This is a genomic window from Paucibacter sp. Y2R2-4, from assembly GCF_025717535.1.
In the GTDB taxonomy this organism is placed as follows: Bacteria; Pseudomonadota; Gammaproteobacteria; order Burkholderiales; family Burkholderiaceae_C; genus Paucibacter_A.
In genome coordinates, this window is record NZ_JAJIRO010000002.1 from 945,718 (window position 1) to 964,436 (window position 18,719).

General features: G+C 59.8%; 18 protein-coding genes. 13 read left to right on the top strand and 5 right to left on the bottom strand.

Going from position 1 to position 18,719, the window contains the following annotated elements:
- Positions 1 to 32 precede the first annotated feature (32 nt).
- Positions 33 to 653, top strand: a complete 621-nt coding sequence (locus tag LNV06_RS11080; RefSeq protein ID WP_263538297.1) for a methyltransferase domain-containing protein — start codon at positions 33 to 35, stop codon at positions 651 to 653.
- A 25-nt stretch (positions 654 to 678) separates the two neighbouring features.
- Here LNV06_RS11080 and LNV06_RS11085 read toward each other — a convergent pair whose 3' ends face one another.
- Entirely contained in the window at positions 679 to 1,161 is a 483-nt protein-coding gene (locus LNV06_RS11085) for an Lrp/AsnC family transcriptional regulator (RefSeq protein ID WP_263538298.1), read from the bottom strand.
- 119 nt (positions 1,162 to 1,280) lie between these two features.
- Here LNV06_RS11085 and hppD point away from each other — a divergent pair, with 119 nt between their 5' ends.
- Complete coding sequence (gene hppD, locus LNV06_RS11090; protein ID WP_263538299.1) at positions 1,281 to 2,411, top strand: 4-hydroxyphenylpyruvate dioxygenase; 1,131 nt, start codon at positions 1,281 to 1,283, stop codon at positions 2,409 to 2,411.
- A gap of 755 nt (positions 2,412 to 3,166) precedes the next feature.
- Here the strand turns inward: hppD and LNV06_RS11095 are convergent.
- Positions 3,167 to 4,462 (bottom strand): acetyl-CoA hydrolase/transferase family protein, encoded by a 1,296-nt coding sequence (locus LNV06_RS11095; RefSeq protein WP_263538300.1) that lies wholly within the window; start codon positions 4,460 to 4,462, stop codon positions 3,167 to 3,169.
- 216 nt (positions 4,463 to 4,678) lie between these two features.
- Between LNV06_RS11095 and phaP the strand changes: the two genes are divergently transcribed.
- The 3 genes from phaP (at position 4,679) to truD (ending at position 8,379) form a co-directional block, all read left to right on the top strand.
- Complete coding sequence (gene phaP, locus LNV06_RS11100) at positions 4,679 to 5,155, top strand: TIGR01841 family phasin (RefSeq protein WP_263538301.1); 477 nt, start codon at positions 4,679 to 4,681, stop codon at positions 5,153 to 5,155.
- Between the two features lie 225 nt (positions 5,156 to 5,380).
- A complete protein-coding gene (locus tag LNV06_RS11105) occupies positions 5,381 to 6,970 on the top strand; it encodes an ABC transporter substrate-binding protein (RefSeq protein ID WP_263538302.1) in 1,590 nt (529 codons plus the stop codon).
- A gap of 395 nt (positions 6,971 to 7,365) precedes the next feature.
- Positions 7,366 to 8,379 (top strand): tRNA pseudouridine(13) synthase TruD, encoded by a 1,014-nt coding sequence (gene truD / locus LNV06_RS11110; RefSeq protein ID WP_263538303.1) that lies wholly within the window; start codon positions 7,366 to 7,368, stop codon positions 8,377 to 8,379.
- 100 nt (positions 8,380 to 8,479) lie between these two features.
- Here the strand turns inward: truD and LNV06_RS11115 are convergent, their stop codons facing one another.
- Positions 8,480 to 9,763 carry a M20 metallopeptidase family protein gene (locus LNV06_RS11115; RefSeq protein WP_263538304.1) on the bottom strand — a complete coding sequence of 428 codons (1,284 nt, stop codon included), beginning with the start codon at positions 9,761 to 9,763 and terminating at the stop codon, positions 8,480 to 8,482.
- 179 nt (positions 9,764 to 9,942) lie between these two features.
- Here LNV06_RS11115 and LNV06_RS11120 point away from each other — a divergent pair, with 179 nt between their 5' ends.
- The 5 genes from LNV06_RS11120 (at position 9,943) to LNV06_RS22590 (ending at position 13,161) form a co-directional block, all read left to right on the top strand.
- Positions 9,943 to 10,386 carry a hypothetical protein gene (locus tag LNV06_RS11120; RefSeq protein ID WP_263538305.1) on the top strand — a complete coding sequence of 148 codons (444 nt, stop codon included), beginning with the start codon at positions 9,943 to 9,945 and terminating at the stop codon, positions 10,384 to 10,386.
- 48 nt (positions 10,387 to 10,434) lie between these two features.
- Positions 10,435 to 10,674, top strand: coding sequence for a hypothetical protein (locus tag LNV06_RS11125; RefSeq protein WP_263538306.1), 240 nt, complete (start codon positions 10,435 to 10,437; stop codon positions 10,672 to 10,674).
- Positions 10,675 to 11,284: 610 nt separating this feature from the next.
- On the top strand, positions 11,285 to 11,977 hold the full coding sequence (locus LNV06_RS11130; protein ID WP_263538307.1) for an SGNH/GDSL hydrolase family protein: 693 nt from the start codon (positions 11,285 to 11,287) through the stop codon (positions 11,975 to 11,977).
- Positions 11,978 to 12,348: 371 nt separating this feature from the next.
- On the top strand, positions 12,349 to 12,681 hold the full coding sequence (locus tag LNV06_RS22585) for a hypothetical protein (RefSeq protein ID WP_318013476.1): 333 nt from the start codon (positions 12,349 to 12,351) through the stop codon (positions 12,679 to 12,681).
- Between the two features lie 15 nt (positions 12,682 to 12,696).
- Positions 12,697 to 13,161 carry an EAL domain-containing protein gene (locus LNV06_RS22590; protein WP_318013479.1) on the top strand — a complete coding sequence of 155 codons (465 nt, stop codon included), beginning with the start codon at positions 12,697 to 12,699 and terminating at the stop codon, positions 13,159 to 13,161.
- A gap of 234 nt (positions 13,162 to 13,395) precedes the next feature.
- On the opposite strand, the gene rbp is transcribed toward LNV06_RS22590, so the two are convergent.
- Complete coding sequence (rbp, locus tag LNV06_RS11140; protein WP_263538308.1) at positions 13,396 to 13,746, bottom strand: RNA-binding regulator; 351 nt, start codon at positions 13,744 to 13,746, stop codon at positions 13,396 to 13,398.
- A gap of 748 nt (positions 13,747 to 14,494) precedes the next feature.
- On the opposite strand from rbp, the gene LNV06_RS11145 reads away from it, so the two are divergent.
- The 3 genes from LNV06_RS11145 to LNV06_RS11155 all read left to right on the top strand — a co-directional run bounded on the left by LNV06_RS11145 (position 14,495) and on the right by LNV06_RS11155 (position 18,019).
- Positions 14,495 to 15,496, top strand: a complete 1,002-nt coding sequence (locus tag LNV06_RS11145; RefSeq protein ID WP_263538309.1) for a sensor domain-containing diguanylate cyclase — start codon at positions 14,495 to 14,497, stop codon at positions 15,494 to 15,496.
- A gap of 536 nt (positions 15,497 to 16,032) precedes the next feature.
- Complete coding sequence (locus LNV06_RS11150; protein WP_263538310.1) at positions 16,033 to 16,941, top strand: YihY/virulence factor BrkB family protein; 909 nt, start codon at positions 16,033 to 16,035, stop codon at positions 16,939 to 16,941.
- A 256-nt stretch (positions 16,942 to 17,197) separates the two neighbouring features.
- Positions 17,198 to 18,019, top strand: a complete 822-nt coding sequence (locus tag LNV06_RS11155) for a substrate-binding periplasmic protein (protein ID WP_263538311.1) — start codon at positions 17,198 to 17,200, stop codon at positions 18,017 to 18,019.
- Positions 18,020 to 18,337: 318 nt separating this feature from the next.
- On the opposite strand, the gene LNV06_RS11160 is transcribed toward LNV06_RS11155, so the two are convergent.
- The coding region (locus LNV06_RS11160; protein ID WP_263538312.1) for a tyrosine-type recombinase/integrase at positions 18,338 to 18,719 on the bottom strand (382 nt) is incomplete at its 5' end.

The following is an 18,719-nucleotide window of genomic DNA, read 5'->3' on the forward strand; positions in this document are numbered from 1 at the left end:
CCAGCGTCGCTGACGCTCACCCACGTTCTGCAATGGCCGGCCCCACCCAAGACTTCTGGCAACAACGCTTCACCAGTGGGCAAACGCCCTGGGATCGCGGCGCGCCGCACCCACAGCTGCAAAACTGGCTGAGCGAAGGCCTGATTCAGGCGGGTCAAACCGTGCTGGTACCGGGCTGCGGTCAGGGCCACGAGTTGCTGAGCCTAGGAAAAGCTGGCGCTCATGCCTTGGGTCTGGACTACACCCCCGCCGCCGTTGAGTTGGCGCGCCTGCGAATCTCCCAAGCGGGCCTAGCTTCAGCGCATGCACGGGTCGAACAAGCCGATGTGCTGGCTTGGAACGCGCCCCAGCCCTTGGACCGGGTCTATGAGCAAACCTGCTTGTGCGCCTTGCATCCCGACCATTGGCGCGCCTATGCCGATCAACTGCATGCCTGGCTCAAACCCGGCGGTTTGCTGTTGGCGCTTTTCATGCAAGCCCGGCGCGACAATGCCGGCCAAGGCTTTGTGGAGGGCCCGCCCTACCATGGCGACATCCAGGCCATGCGCGCGCTGTTCAGCAGCGACCGTTGGGACTGGCCGGCACCGCCCTACCCCGCCCAAGCCCACGCGCAAGGATGGTACGAATTGGCGGTGGTGTTGACGCGCCGCTGAGTCTGCGAGCGCCCCAAGCCAACGATCACACAGGCACAGCGGTCGTGTTCTTCAGCCGGTCCAAGACAAAGCTGGTCTTGCAATCCTGCACGCTGGGGTGCTTGAGCAAGGTCTCGGTGATGAAGCGCGCATAGTGCGCCATGTCTTGCACCACCACGCGCAGCAAATAGTCCATATCGCCGGTCAGGGCCGCGCACTCCACCACCTCGGGCCAGGCCTGCACGGCGACGCGGAACAACTCCATGGGGTTGCGTTTGTGGCTTTCGGTGTGTTTTTCCAAGCGCACATTGATATAGGCCGTCAGGCCCAGGCCCACCCGTTCGGGCGGCACCAGGGCCACATAGGCCGAGATCGCCCCTGACTCCTCCAAGCGCCTCACCCGCCGCAGCACCGCCGAAGCAGACAGATTGACCTGCGCCGCCAAGGCGTCATAGGTCACGCGCCCGTCCAGCTGCAACGCCCTCAAAATGCGTCGATCAATCGTATCGAGCTGGATTTCATTTCCCATACCGAATATTGTTGCAGCTTTCCTGCGCAATCAAGCAAGACGGCGCCAGAGTTCGCATGAATCCTGCGCAGCCAAGCGCCTACAGTCTTGACCCATCGCAAGACTTTGTTGGAGAAATCATGGCATTCACCCCCTGGGAAAATCCGATGGGCACCGCCGGCTTCGAGTTCATTGAATTCGCAGCCCCCGATCCGGCCGAACTCGGCAAGCTATTCCTGACCATGGGCTTCACCGCCGTGGCCAAGCACCGCCACAAGAACGTCACCCTGTACCGCCAGGGCGGCGTCAACTTCATCATCAATGCCGAGGTCGACTCTTTTGCCCAGCGCTTTGCGCGCCTGCATGGCCCGTCGATCTGCGCCATCGCCTTCCGCGTTCAAGACGCCGCCTTTGCCTACAAGCGCGCCTTGGAACTGGGCGCCTGGGGCTTTGACAACAAAGCCGGCCCGATGGAACTCAATATCCCGGCCATCAAGGGCATTGGCGACTCGCTGATTTACTTTGTGGACCGTTGGCAAGGCAAGAACGGCGCCGCCGCTGGCGACATCGGCAATATCAGCATTTACGACGTTGACTTCGTGCCGCTGCTGGACGCTGAGGGCAAGCCGGTGCCGGCCAACCCGGTCGGCCTGGGCCTGACCTATATCGACCACCTGACGCATAACGTCTTCCGTGGACGCATGAAGGAATGGGCGGATTTCTATGAGCGCTTCTTCAACTTCCGCGAAGTGCGCTACTTCGACATCGAGGGCAAGCTGACCGGTCTGAAGAGCAAGGCCATGACCAGCCCTTGCGGCAATATCCGCATCCCGATCAACGAGAGCAGCGACGACAAGAGCCAGATCGCCGAATACCTGGACATCTACCACGGTGAAGGCATCCAGCACGTGGCCATGGGCACCGATGATGTCTACGGCACCGTCGAGCGCATGCGCGACTCAGGCGTTGAGTTCCAAGACACCATCAACACCTATTTCGACCTGATCGACAAGCGCCTGCCCGGCCACGGCGAAAACGTTGAAGAGCTGCGCCGCCTGCGCATCTTGATCGACGGCGCCGCCCATCTGGACGCGCCTAACGAATTGCTGCTGCAGATCTTCACCAAGGAAGTGATCGGCCCGATCTTTTTTGAAATCATTCAGCGCAAGGGCAATGAAGGCTTTGGCGAAGGCAACTTCAAGGCCTTGTTCGAGAGCATTGAGCTGGACCAGATCCGCCGCGGCGTCTTGAAGGACGAAGCCAAGGCCTAATTGCTGTCTATGGCCCTGCACTGAAGGTCGCTGCTGCCGCCTTCAGTGGGCAACCCAAGCCCTGCGCGACGATGTCGCCCAGGGCTTTTTCCATGGTGATTCGGAATGGCGCCCTGGATGCGTATTCCGAACCCACAGCCACCTGCTCTCGTTGAACGTGGCTACCTATTCCGGTTCGCGATGGCCAGCCACAGCGGACTCAGTTAGCACAGCTTGGGTAGGCCTCTAGGGGCAGCGATGTGCCCGGATCTGCTCTTCGTTTGGGCGGAGATCAGACCACTTGGGGGCTCTACGCCGCTCCTGTCCCCCGCCCCGGGCTTGCGCCCGGGTCTCCTCCTTTACCTCGCGTCGCAGAACCCCAAGCGCCCTGATCCAACACGGCCTTGCTCCCTCGACGATGACGCACATCGGTGGAACTGCCGAGTGGCGTCGGGGGCGTGATTCCGCGAGGTAAAGGAGGAGCCGGCGCCTGCAAGGCGACGGCGGGGGACTGAGCTCGGACTCAAGGCGTCCTGTGGACGGCTTGAGCCTAGCGAAGGGCTGGGCCGTTGGCCCAGACAGGAGCGGAATTGCGCCCCCGACGGCGCTCGGCACCATGCACATCCACAAAGTTCCGCTCCAGACACTTTGGAGTCGCTCAAAACCGCCGAAACCTGATCGCCGGGACCAGCTTTTGGCTCGCGTAGCCACATCTGGATGGGAGGTCAGTTTGATGCGGAACAGGTGGCTCCATCGATCGGAATGGCGCCCTAGACTCAAAGCAAATGCATGCGCCGGGCCTGAGCACGCAGGTCGGCGCGAAAGTCCGGGTGGGCAATTGCAATCAGCGCGGCGGCACGCTGCGCAGCGGACTGCCCGCGCAAGCGCGCCACGCCGAACTCAGTCACCACATAGTCCACATCATTCTTGCTCGTGCTGACATGCGTACCTGGGCTCAGCATGGGAACGATGCGTGAGAGCGCGTCGCTCTTGGCGGTGGACGGCAGCACGATGAAGGCCTTGCCGCCACGAGAGCGGTTGGCAGCGCGCACAAAGTCGGCCTGCCCGCCGGTGCCGGAGTAAGGCACAGCCCCCAAGCTCTCGGAGCCGCATTGGCCCAACAGATCGATCTGCAAGCTGGCGTTGATGGCCAACAGCTTATCGTTCAAGCCCGCCAAGCAGGGATCGTTGGTGTAGTCCACGGGGTGCATCTCCAGCGCAGGGTTGCGGTCCATAAAGCGATAGAGCTTGTTTGAGCCCAGCGCGAAAGTTGCCACCATCTTTCCCGGCAGATGGTTCTTGCGCTTGTTGGTCACAGCGCCGCACTCAATCAGCGAAAGGATGCCATCGCCAATCATCTCGGTATGGATGCCCAGATCATGCTTGCGCGTCAACTGCATCACCACCGCGTCTGGGATGCCGCCATAGCCGATCTGCAGCGTCGAGCCATCCTCAATCAAATCGGCCACATATTTGCCAATCGCTTCTTGCACCGGGCCGATCTGCGGCAGTGCGACTTCAAACACCGGCTCGCTGCTCTCGGTCAGCGCCGCCACCTGCGAGATGTGCACATGGCAGTTGCCAAAAGCAAAGGGCACTTGCGGATTGACCTCCAGCACCACCGCGCGGGCTTTGGCGATGGCCGCCATGGTGTAGTCGGCGGCCAAGCTGAGGGCAAAGTAGCCCCGCTCGTCCATGGGCGATGCCATCGAGAACACCAAGTCCGCGGGAATCAGCGCCCGCTCGATCATGCTGGGCAATTCCGAGAAGCAGTTGGGGATGAAGTCGATCCAACCCGCCTGTCCACCGGCTCGACTGGCGCTGCCGTAAAAGAGCGCGATATGGCGCACATGGTCGACGGTTTCCGGATCGAAGTAATCGTATTTGCGCAGGGCCAGGATCTGCGCCACCTTGACGTCATGCAAGTCACGCCGCCGTTTCGACAAGGCCGTCAACAGCGCCGGTGGCTCGCCAACACCGGTGGGCACGATGATGAAGTCGCCGTCGCGCACCAAGGCGACGGCGTCGCTGGCTGACATTTGCTTGCTGCGATAGGTTTCTTGGAATGACATGGCACCCTTGTTGGGACTTGGCTTGGACTGAGCCGCGCTAGAAATAACTCTGGCCCGAATGTGAATGGCGCTCTGTGCGATGGCTCGCATAGCGCTGAGACCTCCCCCGCCCCCAAATTCTTCTGTTCGCCGCCGCACAGACGATGCACCGTCCTGCCCCGAGGCTGAGGGCTCGCACTGAGCACGCGCCCCGCACACCGCAACAGGAGTTGATTCATGAGCACCGAGAACCGCAATGAGCACGCCGCTGATGCCAACAAGCTTTTCAGCGAATTGACCCAGGTCTTTGAGCAGTTCAAGCTGCCCGCCGTGAACACCAGCTTGTTCATCGACTCACGGCGCAAGGACGTGGAGTCCATGGTCGCCGCGAACAAGATCACCTACGAAGCCCTACAAACGCTGGCGAAAACCCAGACCGAATTGCTGACCTTGGCCATGCAAGGTTTGCAATCCAGCGCCAAGGGTGTGTCGTCCAATGGCAGCTTGAGCGCGGGGGCAAACAAGCTCACCGAGGTCGCTCCCAAAGCTTGGCAACAGATGATGGCGGACATGACGCAGTTGGCCGAAAAGATGCACAAGGCGCAACTCGACGTGCTCAGCGGACTGAGCGAGCGCGCTAAAGAAAGCTTGAGCGAAATGCAAGCCCAAGGCTTGGCACCGATGTCAGCGTCAGTGCCTATGCATGGCAAGTAACCTGCGCCGCTCCGAGTACCACTAGCGCATATACAGGCCTCACGGTTCTTGCCTATGCGCAAGCCCTGGCCCCATGAGGACTTGGCGGGGGCTTGCTCTCATTTCGCATAAGCATGGTCACAATCGGCAGCAGAACCATCCAAAGATTTGCGTAAGCTCGGCAAGACTTGCGCATCGGGTCGAATTGACCCGGACCTGCTGAAGAATTTTGAGACCCCGCTAGACATGAATTTATCGACCCTGAGCGCCGGACTGCTGTCGCTATGCCTTCTAGGTACGGCCAGCGAAGCTCATGCCCAAACTCTGCGCTGGGCCAGCGCGGGTGACCCGCTGACCCTGGATCCTTATGCCCAAAACGAAACTCTGACCAACACCATCAATGGTCAGGTCTACGAGTTTTTGGTGACCCGCGACAAACAGCTCAAGCTGGTGCCGCAACTGGCCACCGAATGGAAGCAAACAGGCCCGCAGAAGTGGCTGCTCAAGCTCAGGCCCGGCGTCAAGTTTCATGACGGCCGGCCTTTCACGGCCGATGATGTGGTCTTCTCGATCCAGCGCGCGCGCCAGCCCAGCTCGCAAATCGCCATGTACGCCAATGCGGTCGGCGAGCCACGCAAGCTCGATGACTTGAGCGTGGAATTCGTGCTGCCGCAGGTGAACCCGATCTTCTTGCAACACCTCAGCACCATCTACATCATGAGCCGCGGCTGGGCCGAGGCCAACAAGGCCACCAAGACGCAGGACTTCGCCAACAAGGAAGAAAGCTACGCCGCCTTCCATACCAACGGCACCGGGCCTTTCATCTTGGTCAGCCGCGCACCGGACAGCAAGACCGTCTTCAAACGCAACCCCAAGTACTGGGGCACGATTGAGGGCAATTTGCAAGAAGTGATCTACACGCCGATCAAGAGCGAAGCCACCCGCACCGCCGCCCTGGTCTCAGGCGAAGTGGACTTTGTGCTGGACCCCGCGCCTCGCGATATTGGCCGACTGTCTCAAACAGCCGGCTTGAAGATCATCACCGGGCCCGAGAACCGCATCGTCTTCATCGGCCTGGACCAGGGTCGGGATGAACTGCTCTACGGCAATGTGAAGGGCAAGAACCCCTTCAAAGACCAGCGCGTGCGGCGCGCGCTCTACCAAGCCGTGGACATCGAATCGATCAAAACCCGGCTGATGGATGGTCAGTCGGCTCCCACCGGCGCCCTGGTGCCTTCGCCGCTGGGCAGTTTCAATGACCCAGCCTTAGAAGCTCGCCTGCCCTTTGACTTGGCCGCGGCCAAGAAGCTGCTCGCCGATGCAGGCTATGGCACCGGCTTTGAGTTCACGCTGGACTGCCCCAACAATCGTTACGTCAACGATGAGCGCATCTGCCAAGTCCTGGCCTCGCAATGGGCCAAGCTGGGGCTGAAGGTCAAGGTCAATGCTCAGCCCAAGGCACTGTTCTTCAACAAGGTCGAGAAGCTCGACACCTCGGCCTATCTGTTTGGTTGGGGAGGGGCCATCACCGACCCCGAGAGCATCTTCACCAGCCACTTCCGCAACCGTGGCGAAAAAGGCATCGGCGAGTACAACCGAGGCAATTTCAAAGATGAAGAACTTGACGCCTTGGTCGCCGCCTCCAGCCGGGAGCCCGATGAAGCCAAGCGTCAGCAGTTGATCAAGCAAGCGCTCAAACGCATGGCCGATCAGGTCCACTACATCCCCTTGCACCGCCAGTTCATTCCCTGGGCAGCGGCCAGCCATGTGTCTGTCGTTCACCGACCCGACAACTGGCTGGAATGGCGCTGGATCACGGTCGCGCCCAAGCGCTGAGGCCCAATCTACTGAATTTGAGCCTGGGCACTCGCCAGCTATTCAATCAGCTAAAAAAGGGCAGCCTGTGCCGACGGTTTCTGTCAACCCATTGCTTGCACAGACTCCTTTGCGGACAAAGTCGTTCGCAGGGTTTCGCTGAAGGCTCGACACAACGCCACAGGCAGATTCGAATGCCCGTTGCATGGCTGCCAGGCATTGGCAGCTGCCGCCTGGCCAGATCCGCGATGTCGTCGCGACCAGGACTCCGCCTGTCGTGACTAGCGCCGATTCCCGTTGAGTTCGTACCTTCTGGCGAGGCAAGTCATGCGGGTAGGGAGAGAATCACGCTCTGGACGGCCACTGGTCGGCAAGACAGCCCGTCCCTCTCTACAACTGATGCCCTCAGACCGCTCATGACCGACGCTCAATACACGACCTTGCCGCAGTGGCCCCACGCTTATCCAGCCAGTGGTGCCAGCGCCACCCTGAAGTTTCTCAACGAGGACTTCGTCGTGACCGAGCTGCCGCTGCAGTTGCCCTCCGGTGCGGGCGAACACATCTGGCTGGACATCGAGAAGAACGGCGCCAACACCGCCTTCGTCGCCCAGCAGCTCGCCGCGGCCGCCGGCGTGCAGGAGTGGGACGTGGGCTATGCCGGCCTCAAGGATCGCTACGCCATCACGCGTCAGTGGTTCAGCATCTATCTGCCCAAGGGAGAGACGCCCGACCTGACCCAGCTCCAGCACCCGGAATTCAAGGTCCTGAGTCAGAGCCGTCATGTGAAAAAGCTGCGCCCCGGTGATCTGCAGGGCAACCGATTTCGCATCGTGCTGCGTGAAGTCGCCGGCGACCGCGACTCCATCGAGGCCAATCTGAAGGCCGTTGCATCACAGGGCGTGCCCAATTACTTCGGCGCACAACGTTTCGGCTTTGAGGGCGGCAACGTCGAGCAAGGCCGAGCCATGCTGACGCGCGAGATCCGCGTGCGCAACCCGAAGAAGAAGGGCATCTACCTTTCGGCGGTGCGCTCTTTCGTCTTCAATGAAGTGCTGGCGCTGCGGATTCAGCAGGGACTCTGGGGCAAGACCCTAAGCGGTGACGTGATGGACGAAACGGGGTGCCCCACGGGACCGCTCTGGGGACGAGGCCGCGTGAACACCACCGAGCAGGCGCAGGCCCTAGAAAACGGGGTGGCTGAACGTCACGCCACCTTGTGCGATGGCATGGAACACGCCGGGCTGGATCAGGAGCGCCGCGCCTTGGTCGCGAGCCCGCAAGACATGTCGTGGGAATGGCCGCAGGCCAATCAACTGGTGCTCACATTCTCTTTGCCCGCCGGGAACTACGCCACCTCCGTTCTGAACGAAATCCTCCACACCACAGAGCCTGATCGGCACACCGAGAACGAGTCTGCGGCTGTCGAATGACGGTGCCGTTTCTTGGTGTGGTGTGTCAGCAGCCGGGGTAGCTGAGCGCGTGCTACCGCACGTGTGCCGACACTCGCTGAACAAGGGGGGCGCAGCGCGCCTAGTCCAAGAGCCGCGCCGCGATCAGCGCGGAGAAGGTGCGCACACCGACGCGGATGCTTTCCTCATCGACGGCAAAGTCCGGCGAGTGGTTCATCGCATTGATGCCCTTGCCGGCATTGCTGCCGCCTAGAAAGAAATACACACCGGGCACCTGCTGCTGGAAATAGGCAAAGTCGTCGTTGAAGAAGGGGGCCGCGCCATGGACGAGTTGGACCGCGTCCGCCCCATAAGCCTGCTCGATGGCCTGCACGGCCGAGCGCGTCAGCGTCGCGTCGTTGATCACTGTTGGGTTCTCCCGCGTGAAACTCACGCCGAGCAGCTGGGCTTCGTGCCCGCTGGATTGCACGGCCTGCGTCACGCGAGCAAGGATGCTGCCCAGCTTGGCGGCGTTCGTCTCGTACAGATCGGCCTCCAGGCTCACCGTGCCCGGCTTGGTGCGCGTGGCGCGCAGCTCCTCCATGATCAGGTAATCTTTGAACGTGGTGCGCACCGACATCACGCCGACCTCAGGGTCCACAAGGCGCTGGAGCTCCCTGGGACTTGCGAGCGGTGGTTTGCGCGTCAGCGTGTCCAGCACGAGCTGGCCCAAGAGTTGAAGTTCGCCGTCGGCCAGGGTGTCGTTCAGTGTGATTCGAAGGCGCCGCTGGTAGGCGAACATTTCGCCGGCTCGCACAGCGATCTGGCCGACGGGCAGGCCCGTCACATGCAAGCCAAAGATCTCGTCCACGGGCAGCGATGTGAACAAGCCGCCGTCCAGCATCGCCTTGGCCCCCAAGAAGTTCTCCTCCTCGGGCTGGAAGATGAAAACAACGTTGCCGTGCAATTGGGCGCGCTGTCCGGCGAGGACCTCGGCAATTCCTAGCGCGATGGCGATATGGATGTCGTGTCCGCAGGCGTGATGAACGCCCGTCTTGCGCGACCGGAAGGGCACGGGGTCAAGGAAATAGCCCTTCAGCGCATCGAGGTCTGAGCGCCAAGCCACGGTCTTGCCGGGCTTCCCTCCGCGCAAGATAGCGACCACGCTGTGCCCGTAAGGGCCCTTGCGGACATCCAGGCCCAGCTTGCGCAGGCGTTCGGTCACCACGGCTGCGGTGCGTACCTCCTGCCCTGAAGGCTCGGGGTTCGCATGCAGATCTCGCCGCAATGCCACGAGCCGCTCCAGGGTGCGATCCGTCTGCCTTGTGATGGCATCCGCAGTGACGGTTTTGCCGGGACTGGCGGCCTGGCTGCCCGCACAAACCTGGGCGATGGTGATCGAGAGAAGCGCAGCGAGTCGATTCATGGGTTCTTTCGGGCAACTCGCCGCAGAATGGATCCCGCGATAGAGCAATGCAGGGGTAGGCAGCCATGCTAACCCACCAGCACTACGTCATCACTGCCTCGGGATCTGCTCGTCTTTGAGGCCTGCGCTGGGCCCTACGAGAACCCTGACAGCGGAATTGATGCGGCTCTGCCATATTGATGCCGACACTGAACAGGGTCACTTTGAAGCCAGAGCAACGCAGTTGTGAGCCGGCGGTAAAACGCGGCACCGATCCACAGGTTCATTCCCCATCACAGCGCAAGAACCGCAAATCTGTAGACAAGGCCAAACGAAACCATATACTGTACAAACATACAGCACTATTGGAGTCAGCGCTCATGAAGTTGAACCTTGGCGATCCCGCCAGCATCGTCGCTTGGTGGAAGATCCTGCCCGAACGGCATGGACCTCAACTCGAAGCCTTCGAGCGCCTGCGGCCTCAGTTTGCGCCGCCAATCCGAGCGGCCTGGCGAATCATCAAAGCGGACCCCAAACTGCGACCCGCGTTTGAACAAAGCAGAGCGCTTGCGACCGAGGTGTTGGTGACTGCCCCCTATCGTCACTACAAAGACGACCCAGCCGATGCGCTGCTTGCCGCTTGAACAAAGGAAGCTTCTTGAGGCCTGAGGTCGTCAGTGGAAGGACTTGCGATGAAACAAGTTGAATTCTGGTTTTGGCTGATGCGCAACCCTGTCACCGGTGAGATCGCCCAATCCAGCTGTCGCCTCACTGAGGCTGAGGCAATGAGGCGCGATCCCGACGCATCCAAGGTCGAGGGCAGCTGCCAGGTTCGCGTCCTGCCCAAGCATCCAGACGAATGGCTGCCCAAGATGACGCTTGCATCACGTCTTTTGAGTCAAGAGCCCAGACTAGAGCGGCAACGGCTTTAAGGGATGTCGTCAGGCGGTATGCCATCAACCTAGCTTGAATCTGGTTGCGACTAGCAGGCTCGCCGTGCCCCTTTCCAACATAGAAGCCGCCCAGTCGCACAGTCAAGACCACTATTTGTGCTTTGGCGTCGGGGCGGCAGGCTTGGCAGCTTGAGGCGCCACATAGTCACCAATCACCGTCTTGACCGGGCAGACGGAAACGATGGGGCATCTGCGGCAACTCACGGCGATGGCGACGGGACAGATTGTCATTGCAACTCCCTTATTGACGATGGAACTGACGGGCTGAAGGGCTGACGGGCTGAAGGGCGGGACCACGCGTCGCACCTCAGACGTCGTCAACTTACAAATGCTCAGCTTCCTCGTCTGTGCGGCAGCGAACGCATGCCTGCTCGCACTCTGTTCGAGAACGCACCGACCTGCGCGCGGCTTCGCCCTATGTTCCCTGCATCGCGCCCGGAAGTCATGAGCGCCAAAAGTCCAGCAACAAGACAGCGACCCACCCGATGACCGAGTTTTCAAACTACCAGCCATTGATCGGACTCTTGACCGGCCCCATGGCAACCAGCAGCTCCGCGCGCAGATGGTGAGCAACTGGCAACGGTTGCTCATGTTGTGGCTGCTTTGGCCACTGTTTTGGCTACAGGCACGCCATGTGCGGCGGGTCACTTTGCGCATGCCGGAGCCGCCGGGGCAACGCACGGGTGTTGCCGGCAGAGGCTCGCTGGTGCGCCTTTTGGTGGCGGGCGACTCGGGTGCTGCCGGGGTGGGCGCGCCAACACAAGACCAGGCACTTTGCGGTCATCTGGTGCGATGCTTGAGCAGTCATCACCGCGTGGAGTGGCGGGTTATTGCAGTCAAAGGCTTGGATTCTCCGGGCCTACTTCAACTGCTGCACCAAGCCCCTCACGAGCAGTTTGACGTCGTGGTGCTGTCGATGGGCGCCAATGACGCCACCGGCCTGTGCGCGCCACTGGATTGGGCTCTCTGGCAAAGCAAGTTGGCTGAGCTCATCGACCAGCGATTCGCGCCGACACTATTGGTCCACAGCGCGGTGCCGCCTATGCATGCCTGCCTGGCGCTGCCACAACCGCTGCGTTGCTTCATGGGCCTTTGGGCAAGGCAAATGAACCAGCGCTTAATCGAGAGAATGGCTGACCAAACTGGGCGGATCCTGCAATGGCATCCTGCAACGACGACCCAGGTCGGCTTGGCAGCCGACGGCATTCACCCCAGCTCGGAAGGCTATGCCACTTGGGCCGAGGGCTTAGGCACTCGCATCTTGCGGACATTCAATCCTTAGCCCCAACGCGGCCGCGATGGCTTGCCCTAGCTGGGTCGGGTCGGTGCTTTCAGCTGAATCTCAACTTGGCGCTATCAATTCACCTGACCGACCTCAAACACCCCATTCCGCTGCGAAATTGAGCCTTGTGGGTAAAAGCTGACTATCGTTGGCGCCATCATGTTGAATCATTGAGGCAAAACTGCGGTGCATTTATGTCCCGAGCAGCATAGGGTCTTAAGCCTGCGGCTTCCGACGTCTTCGAGCGCGCGAAGTTGTCACATGCTTTGAGTTTAGAGTGTCGTTCGTAACCGAGATGGGATGCAACCGTCCTTCGACCGTAAGCCATCGCCTGAATCGCAGCTACTGCCCGTGGGCTGCAAGGAATTGCCATGAACAAAGATCACCAGGTGCCATCCGAATTTGTTCAACTCGATGCCATCCCCGTGGACAGTTGTGGTTCCTGCGGCTCTGCGGAGCGGCTCGGTTTCCAGTTTGACTACGCGTACCAGCCCATCGTCGACGTGGTCACTCGCAGCACCTATGCTCACGAAGCATTGGTGCGCGGCCCCGCCGGTGAAGGCGCGCTTTCGGTCCTGTCACAGGTCACTGAACAGAATCGCTACCGCTTCGATCAAGCTTGCCGCGTGAAGGCCATCAAGACGGCGGCGCAACTCGGAATGAAGGAGCGACTGTCGATCAACTTCTTGCCGAACGCGGTCTAAAGGCCAGAGGTCTGCATCAAGACGACCTTAGAAGCTGCGCGCGCGCACAACTTCCCCACTGATCACATCATTTTCGAAGTGACGGAAGGCGAGCGTGTCGAAGACGGGCCCTGGCTTGCAACGATTCTTCGTGAATACAAACGCTACGGTTTCTTGACCGCCATCGACGATTTCGGAGCGGGTTATGCCGGCCTCACCTTGCTGGCTGACTTCACGCCGGATTTCATCAAACTCGACATGGCGCTGGTACGGGAAGTGAATGTCAGCAAGTCACGCCAAGCCATCACGCGGGGCCTGCTGCGTATTTGCCAGGAGCTGAACATTCAAATCATCGCCGAGGGCGTCGAAACCCCGGCCGAACGGGATTTCTTCTTGTACGAGGGTGTGACGCTGATGCAAGGGTACTTATTCGCCAAGCCTGTATTCCGGGAGATTAGCTCGGCCGTGACCACGTCTTGGCCAGCGCCGCTGCACCGTTGAATTCGAGCCCCCCAACTGGCTACCTGACCCATCCAACGGCCCCCGAGGTCAGTCAGCAAGCAAATTTGCGTTCGCGAACTAAGCGATTTTCGCGCTCCGGTGTCTCGGTCCAAGCCTGTCTAGGAGGCCGATCCAAGAGCGCACGGCCACCTGACTCAGTGTGCTTGAGACGCCCGCCCGGGCAAAAAAAAGACCGGCTCACAAGAGCCGGTCTTTCAATGGGAGGCGGCGATGTCAGTAGCGACCACCACCAAAGCCGCCCGTGCCGTAGCCTATATCCGATCGCTTGGTCGCGGTGTAGCCACCCGAACCGTAACCGGTGGATTCAGTACTGGCTTCGCGCGGACGCGCCAAAGTCACGACGATCGAACGACCATCGACGGACACGCCGTGCAGCGCCGTGATGGCGGCTTGAGCGACTTCGGCAGACACCATTTCCACGAATCCAAAGCCCTTGGAATTGCCGGTCTCCCGGTCCATCATGACTCTGGCTGAGGAAACACTGCCGAACTCGGCGAAGTTGCTTCTCAGGCTGGAATCGGTCACCGAATAGGGCAGATTGCCCACGTAGATCTTGCTGCTCATGGACGAGCCTTTCTGAGTGTTAGCGCACCGTCAGGATGCGGATTTCGAATCTGCGAGCGAGTCGCCCGCAGCGATTGAAACGCTTGGACTGGATCTGGCTGGGCCAGATCGTCAGCAAGCAGATGGCAGCGGCATGCACACGCGCAACTAACCCTGGGTGACGGCGAACAACCGAGCTGCGTCATTGGACGCGAAGGTTGTTTCGAAGCGGAACACTCGGCTGCTACGTCCGTTGTCCTGAGCCCGGCGAACTGAAAATGAGGCGCGAAAGCGGCCACAGTCGGTCGGGTGTGTCGCGGGCGAAACGACGTACTTGCCCATGGGTATGGCGTTATTTGAAATATTGTTCAATCAGTATTGCGGGCGTGAATCGCCCGACGGGGCACTTTGGGCTCGACCTCGATGAGGTGCCGGCCAAAAAAGTAGAAGCTCGTAAAGAACGAGCCAGTTGGCCGCCACAGTCACGTCAGCGAGCCAAGTCATCAGCCAATCGGATTATACAATTTCAATCTATTGATTGCTATTTTTATTTCCAAAAGTATTAAATCTGTCATGGAACCCGTGGATTGCGTCAAGCGCGGCCGGTGATTCTGTTCGGCCCCCTATTGCTGCCGGGGGCTCGAAGGAAGCTCGGCTTTCTCTATGTTTTGTGGCTTTCGCCCACCATCCACACGCCATCCTTTGCTCGGTGTCGTTACATTGTTCTTTCGAGAACTAGCGCCATTGCATGGCAAGGGAAGCAAGCCCAATGAAGCTGCCACGGGAAGAATTCCTGAAAGTGGTCATGGACACGGCAGACTTGGACGTGTGGGAAAACGAACTCGTCAGCGGCAAGGTCACCCGAAAAGCCAGCAAGGATTATGCAGAACTCGGGTACAGCGAGCAGGAGGCGGGCGACTGCATGGACAACATCTTCGCGGTCATTCATCCGGAAGATGTCGACCGGATGAGAGGCGCGCTGAATGACCACGCAAGCGGAAAAACTCCCAAATACCAGTGCGAATTCAGAATAAGGGCGAAGTCCGGTGCGTGGATTTGGTACGCCAACAGCGGAAAAATCGTGCCACGACCGGATGAGCCCGAAGCCAAACACTTGATCGGCGTAACTTACAACATCCACGTACGGCGACAGCAAGAGGAAGAGCTAAAACGACTTAACCTGGAGTTGTCCGCCCAAAAGAAACAACTGGAGCAATTGAACGCCAGCTTGCACCACATGGCGATGACAGACGCGCTGACCCAACTGCCCAACCGCCGTCTTCTGATAGACCGTGTAAGTCAGGCCTTGTGCAGCGCCAAGAGAAGCCTGCAAATCGGAGCGCTGTTGTTCCTAGATGCGGACAATTTCAAAGCGGTCAATGATCAGCATGGACATGAAGTGGGCGACCTGTTGTTGAAGGAAATGGCCACGCGCCTGAGGTCGACGGTCAGAGAAGCTGACACGGTGGCGCGCATCTCCGGCGACGAGTTTGTGGTGATGTTGGAAGACCTCGGCACAGACGCCATCGAAGCAGGCCAAAAAACGCGCGCGATTGCCGAAAAGATATTGGCCGCGCTCGCTCAGCCGTATGCGCTGGGTGAGGTTCATTTCACAAATACCGTCAGCATCGGCGCAACCTTGATGGACGGAGGGCAGCAAGGCTTCGATGACCTGTGTCCCACTGCTGACGCAGCCATGTACGAAGCAAAAAAAGGGGGGCGCAACAGGTTTCATATGTTTGTGCCAGGCCAAGCAAAAGGAATGCCTTAAGCCTTTGCATTTCGGCATGTGCCCTGCAACGTCATTGAGGCTGACCTGACACATCGGGCCGGACCACTGTGTTCAGGAATGCAGGAGTAGGCATCCGCTCAATCGTGGCGTGGATGAGGTCAGCAGGCCAAGTCTTAGCTCTTGCGATCACGAAAATTTTCATGTCGGGTTGCCGGTCGAGATGATGCGAGGGCGCCATGCCAAGCGCCGTACGCGTTTCATCTTTGTTGGCTGCAGACCTGAGCCCATGTCGCGGGCGGATGGTGGCGGGGCCTAGAGACGGTCTTGTCTGACAAGGCCTCGGCTTCTTGGCTGCTTCAGCAAGAGCCCTCGCACAGCTAGCCTTGCCTGCCAAAGTCAGCAAAGGTCATGATGGGCGAGAAACATCAACAAGTATCGAAGTGCGTAGCCGCAGCGAGCCGAACTCTATGGACTGGGCTGCGGGCCTTGCTACGCTCAAGATGTCGGTCTTCGGCTCGGCCCGCCAGCGCCGCTGGGCCAGCCTTGTATGGCACGCTGGTCAACGGCGCCACGCCATGAGGCCAGCGCAGCTCTGGCAGCTGTGCAAACAAGCCAGTACCGCTTGGATTGATGATTATGCTCCGAGCATGGGTGCGGCTTTGGCCTACTACACGATGTTCTCGATTGCACCGCTTTTGCTGATCGCAATTTCGGTAGCCGGCTTGGTGTTCGGGCGCGAAGCGGCTAGTGGCGAAGTGCTGATGCAGCTGCGCAGCTTGATGGTTGAGAGCGGCGCGCTGGCTGTACAAGCGATGTTGGAAAGTGCCGCGCGGCCGGCTGAAAGCTGGACCGCTGCGCTGATCGGTGGGGCCTTGCTGCTGTTGGGGGCCACGACGGTATTCGGCGAACTACAGGACGCGCTGGATCGTATTTGGAGGGCGCCACAGCGCAACAAACCACAAGGTCTTTGGGGATTGCTGCGCTCGCGCTTGCTGTCTTTCGGGATGATTCTGGGCATCGGTTTTTTACTAACGACCTCGCTGCTGCTGAGCGCGGCGATCGCAGCCTTCAGTGCCTGGAGCGGGGCACGACTGGCAGGCTGGGCTGTATTCGCCGGTTTCGTCAACTTCGTCATCAGCTATGTCTTGGTGGCGGCGATGTTTGCGTTGATCTACAAAATCATGCCTCGCATGCGAATCGCTTGGCGCGATGTTTGGATAGGCGCCTGGGTGACAGCGCTGCTGTTCAATATCGGCAAGCTCTTGATTAGCCTCTACATCGGCAAGAGCGGCGTGACCTCGGCCTTCGGTGCCGCCGGATCATTGGCCGTGCTTTTGCTCTGGGTCTACTACTCGGCACAGATCTTTCTCTTCGGCGCCGAATTTACTTGGGCCTACGCACACAGCTTTGGCTCCTTCAGCCACGGAAGCTCCTCTCGCGGGCTAAGAGCGACCGACGCCAACCAAACAATGCCCGCCATTTGACGGTGGTCGAGCGCTTAGCTCATGAATCGCTCCTGCTTATTGGCGTGGAAGAGCGCGAACACGTTCAGCGTCGAGATCTAAGCAGATCGCATTTCTCTCGCGCGATGCGTTGCACAGCACTTCAGTGCATGGCATTGCCTAGCCGTTCACCGCCTGCCGGTGACATCCATCACCTACGCGAGCTTGTACGCATTCATCGTTTTGGCGCGACACCGGTTACATTTTGGACAACGGTCAACGTACCGGAGGAGCTCGGATGAGCATCAAGTTCCAAAGGTCCCCAAGGAAGATGCATTCGCGGCTTCTTGCATCAGGCCTCGTGGCCCTTGTGCATTGTTGCTTGGCCCAAGGCCTCGCTCTGGCGGCACCGGATGATGTGTTGAGAATTTGTGTTGTGGATGTGCCGCTGCCACCGTTTTTCAGCGGTGAGGAAAGCAAGCCTGGTTTGACGGAGAGGCTGCTTCGTGACGCAGCAAAAGGCGCCAGCCTCCAGATTGAATTCGAGCGCTTACCTCAGGCAAGGTGCCGGGCCTTGTTGCTAAAGGGCACGATCGACGGCATGTTCGCTGCCCCGATCTCGGTGCACACCGAATCATTCGCCTTTCCCCGACTCGCAGACCGCCAAATTGATCGATCGCGCCGAGTCATGACCATTGAGTACGTCTTGGTGCGGCGGGCCGGAACTAACTTCGACTGGGACGGCAGAGAGTTCTCGCCAGAAGCTCAGCCAATGATCGGGGTGCGGCGCGGTGTGCCATTCCTGATGGAACGCCTAACTGCTGTCGGCGCCAGAGTCGATGATGGAGCATCCTCTTACGAGCAGGCGCTGAACAAGCTGGTAGCCGGACGTACCCATCTCGCGGTCGTTCCCCGATATTCGCTGCAGGCCTACCAGACCAACTTAAAGCCGACTGAGTTGCAGTTGCCCAAATTGGAAGCGCTCCGAAATTCGCTGCTCACGCAGGACTTCTACATTGCGATACGGCCAGACTTGGATCCCGTCAGGCGTTCGACAGCTGAATCTTTTTGGCAGGAAATCGGGCGACTGCGTGATCTTGAGGCCTATCGTCTGAAATAGCTGAATGAATGGGGCCAATGCCCCAAAGTTGCCTGCGCTGAAAGCAGAGCAAGTTGACTGCCGGATACCAGTCGTCCGCCAAGGTCGGCACCTGGCCGGCAGTGTGATTTCGACGTTACACCTGGAAGCAGACGTTGGCTGGTCACTGTGCCCCCGCCGAATGGCTGCTTCGGGGCGGGCCTACGAACTGGCCGAAAGCACCAATCGACGCAAGCCCGCGGCAAGAGTCCATTAGGCAGCTCTGTGCCCAAAGCGGGTACTGGCCTGAGTTCACTCAATTCACACGATCGGCCAGTAGCTGTCGTAGACGAAGGGCAGCTATACGGCAGGCCAGTGTGGCGTCGGTCTACCAGCCGATTGAAGGCCCAATGAATCCATCGGACTGCGCACCCCTCCGCCTCCAACCTTGAGCACATGCGTGTAGATCATGGTTGTGGCGACGTCAGAATGGCCCAGCAACTCCTGAACCGTGCGGATGTCGTAGCCCGCCTGCAGCAGGTGGGTCGCAAACGCATGACGCAGGGTGTGAGGCGTCGCCGGTTTGGTGATGCCGGTGGCGACAGTCGCCCGTTTGAAGGCACGCTGGAAGGTCTGGTCGTACAGATGATGCCGCCTGACAACGCCGCTCCGAGGATCGGTGGAGTGCTCGGCCTGGGGAAACACCCAGAACCACGCCCACGATGCGCCGGCCCTCGGATAT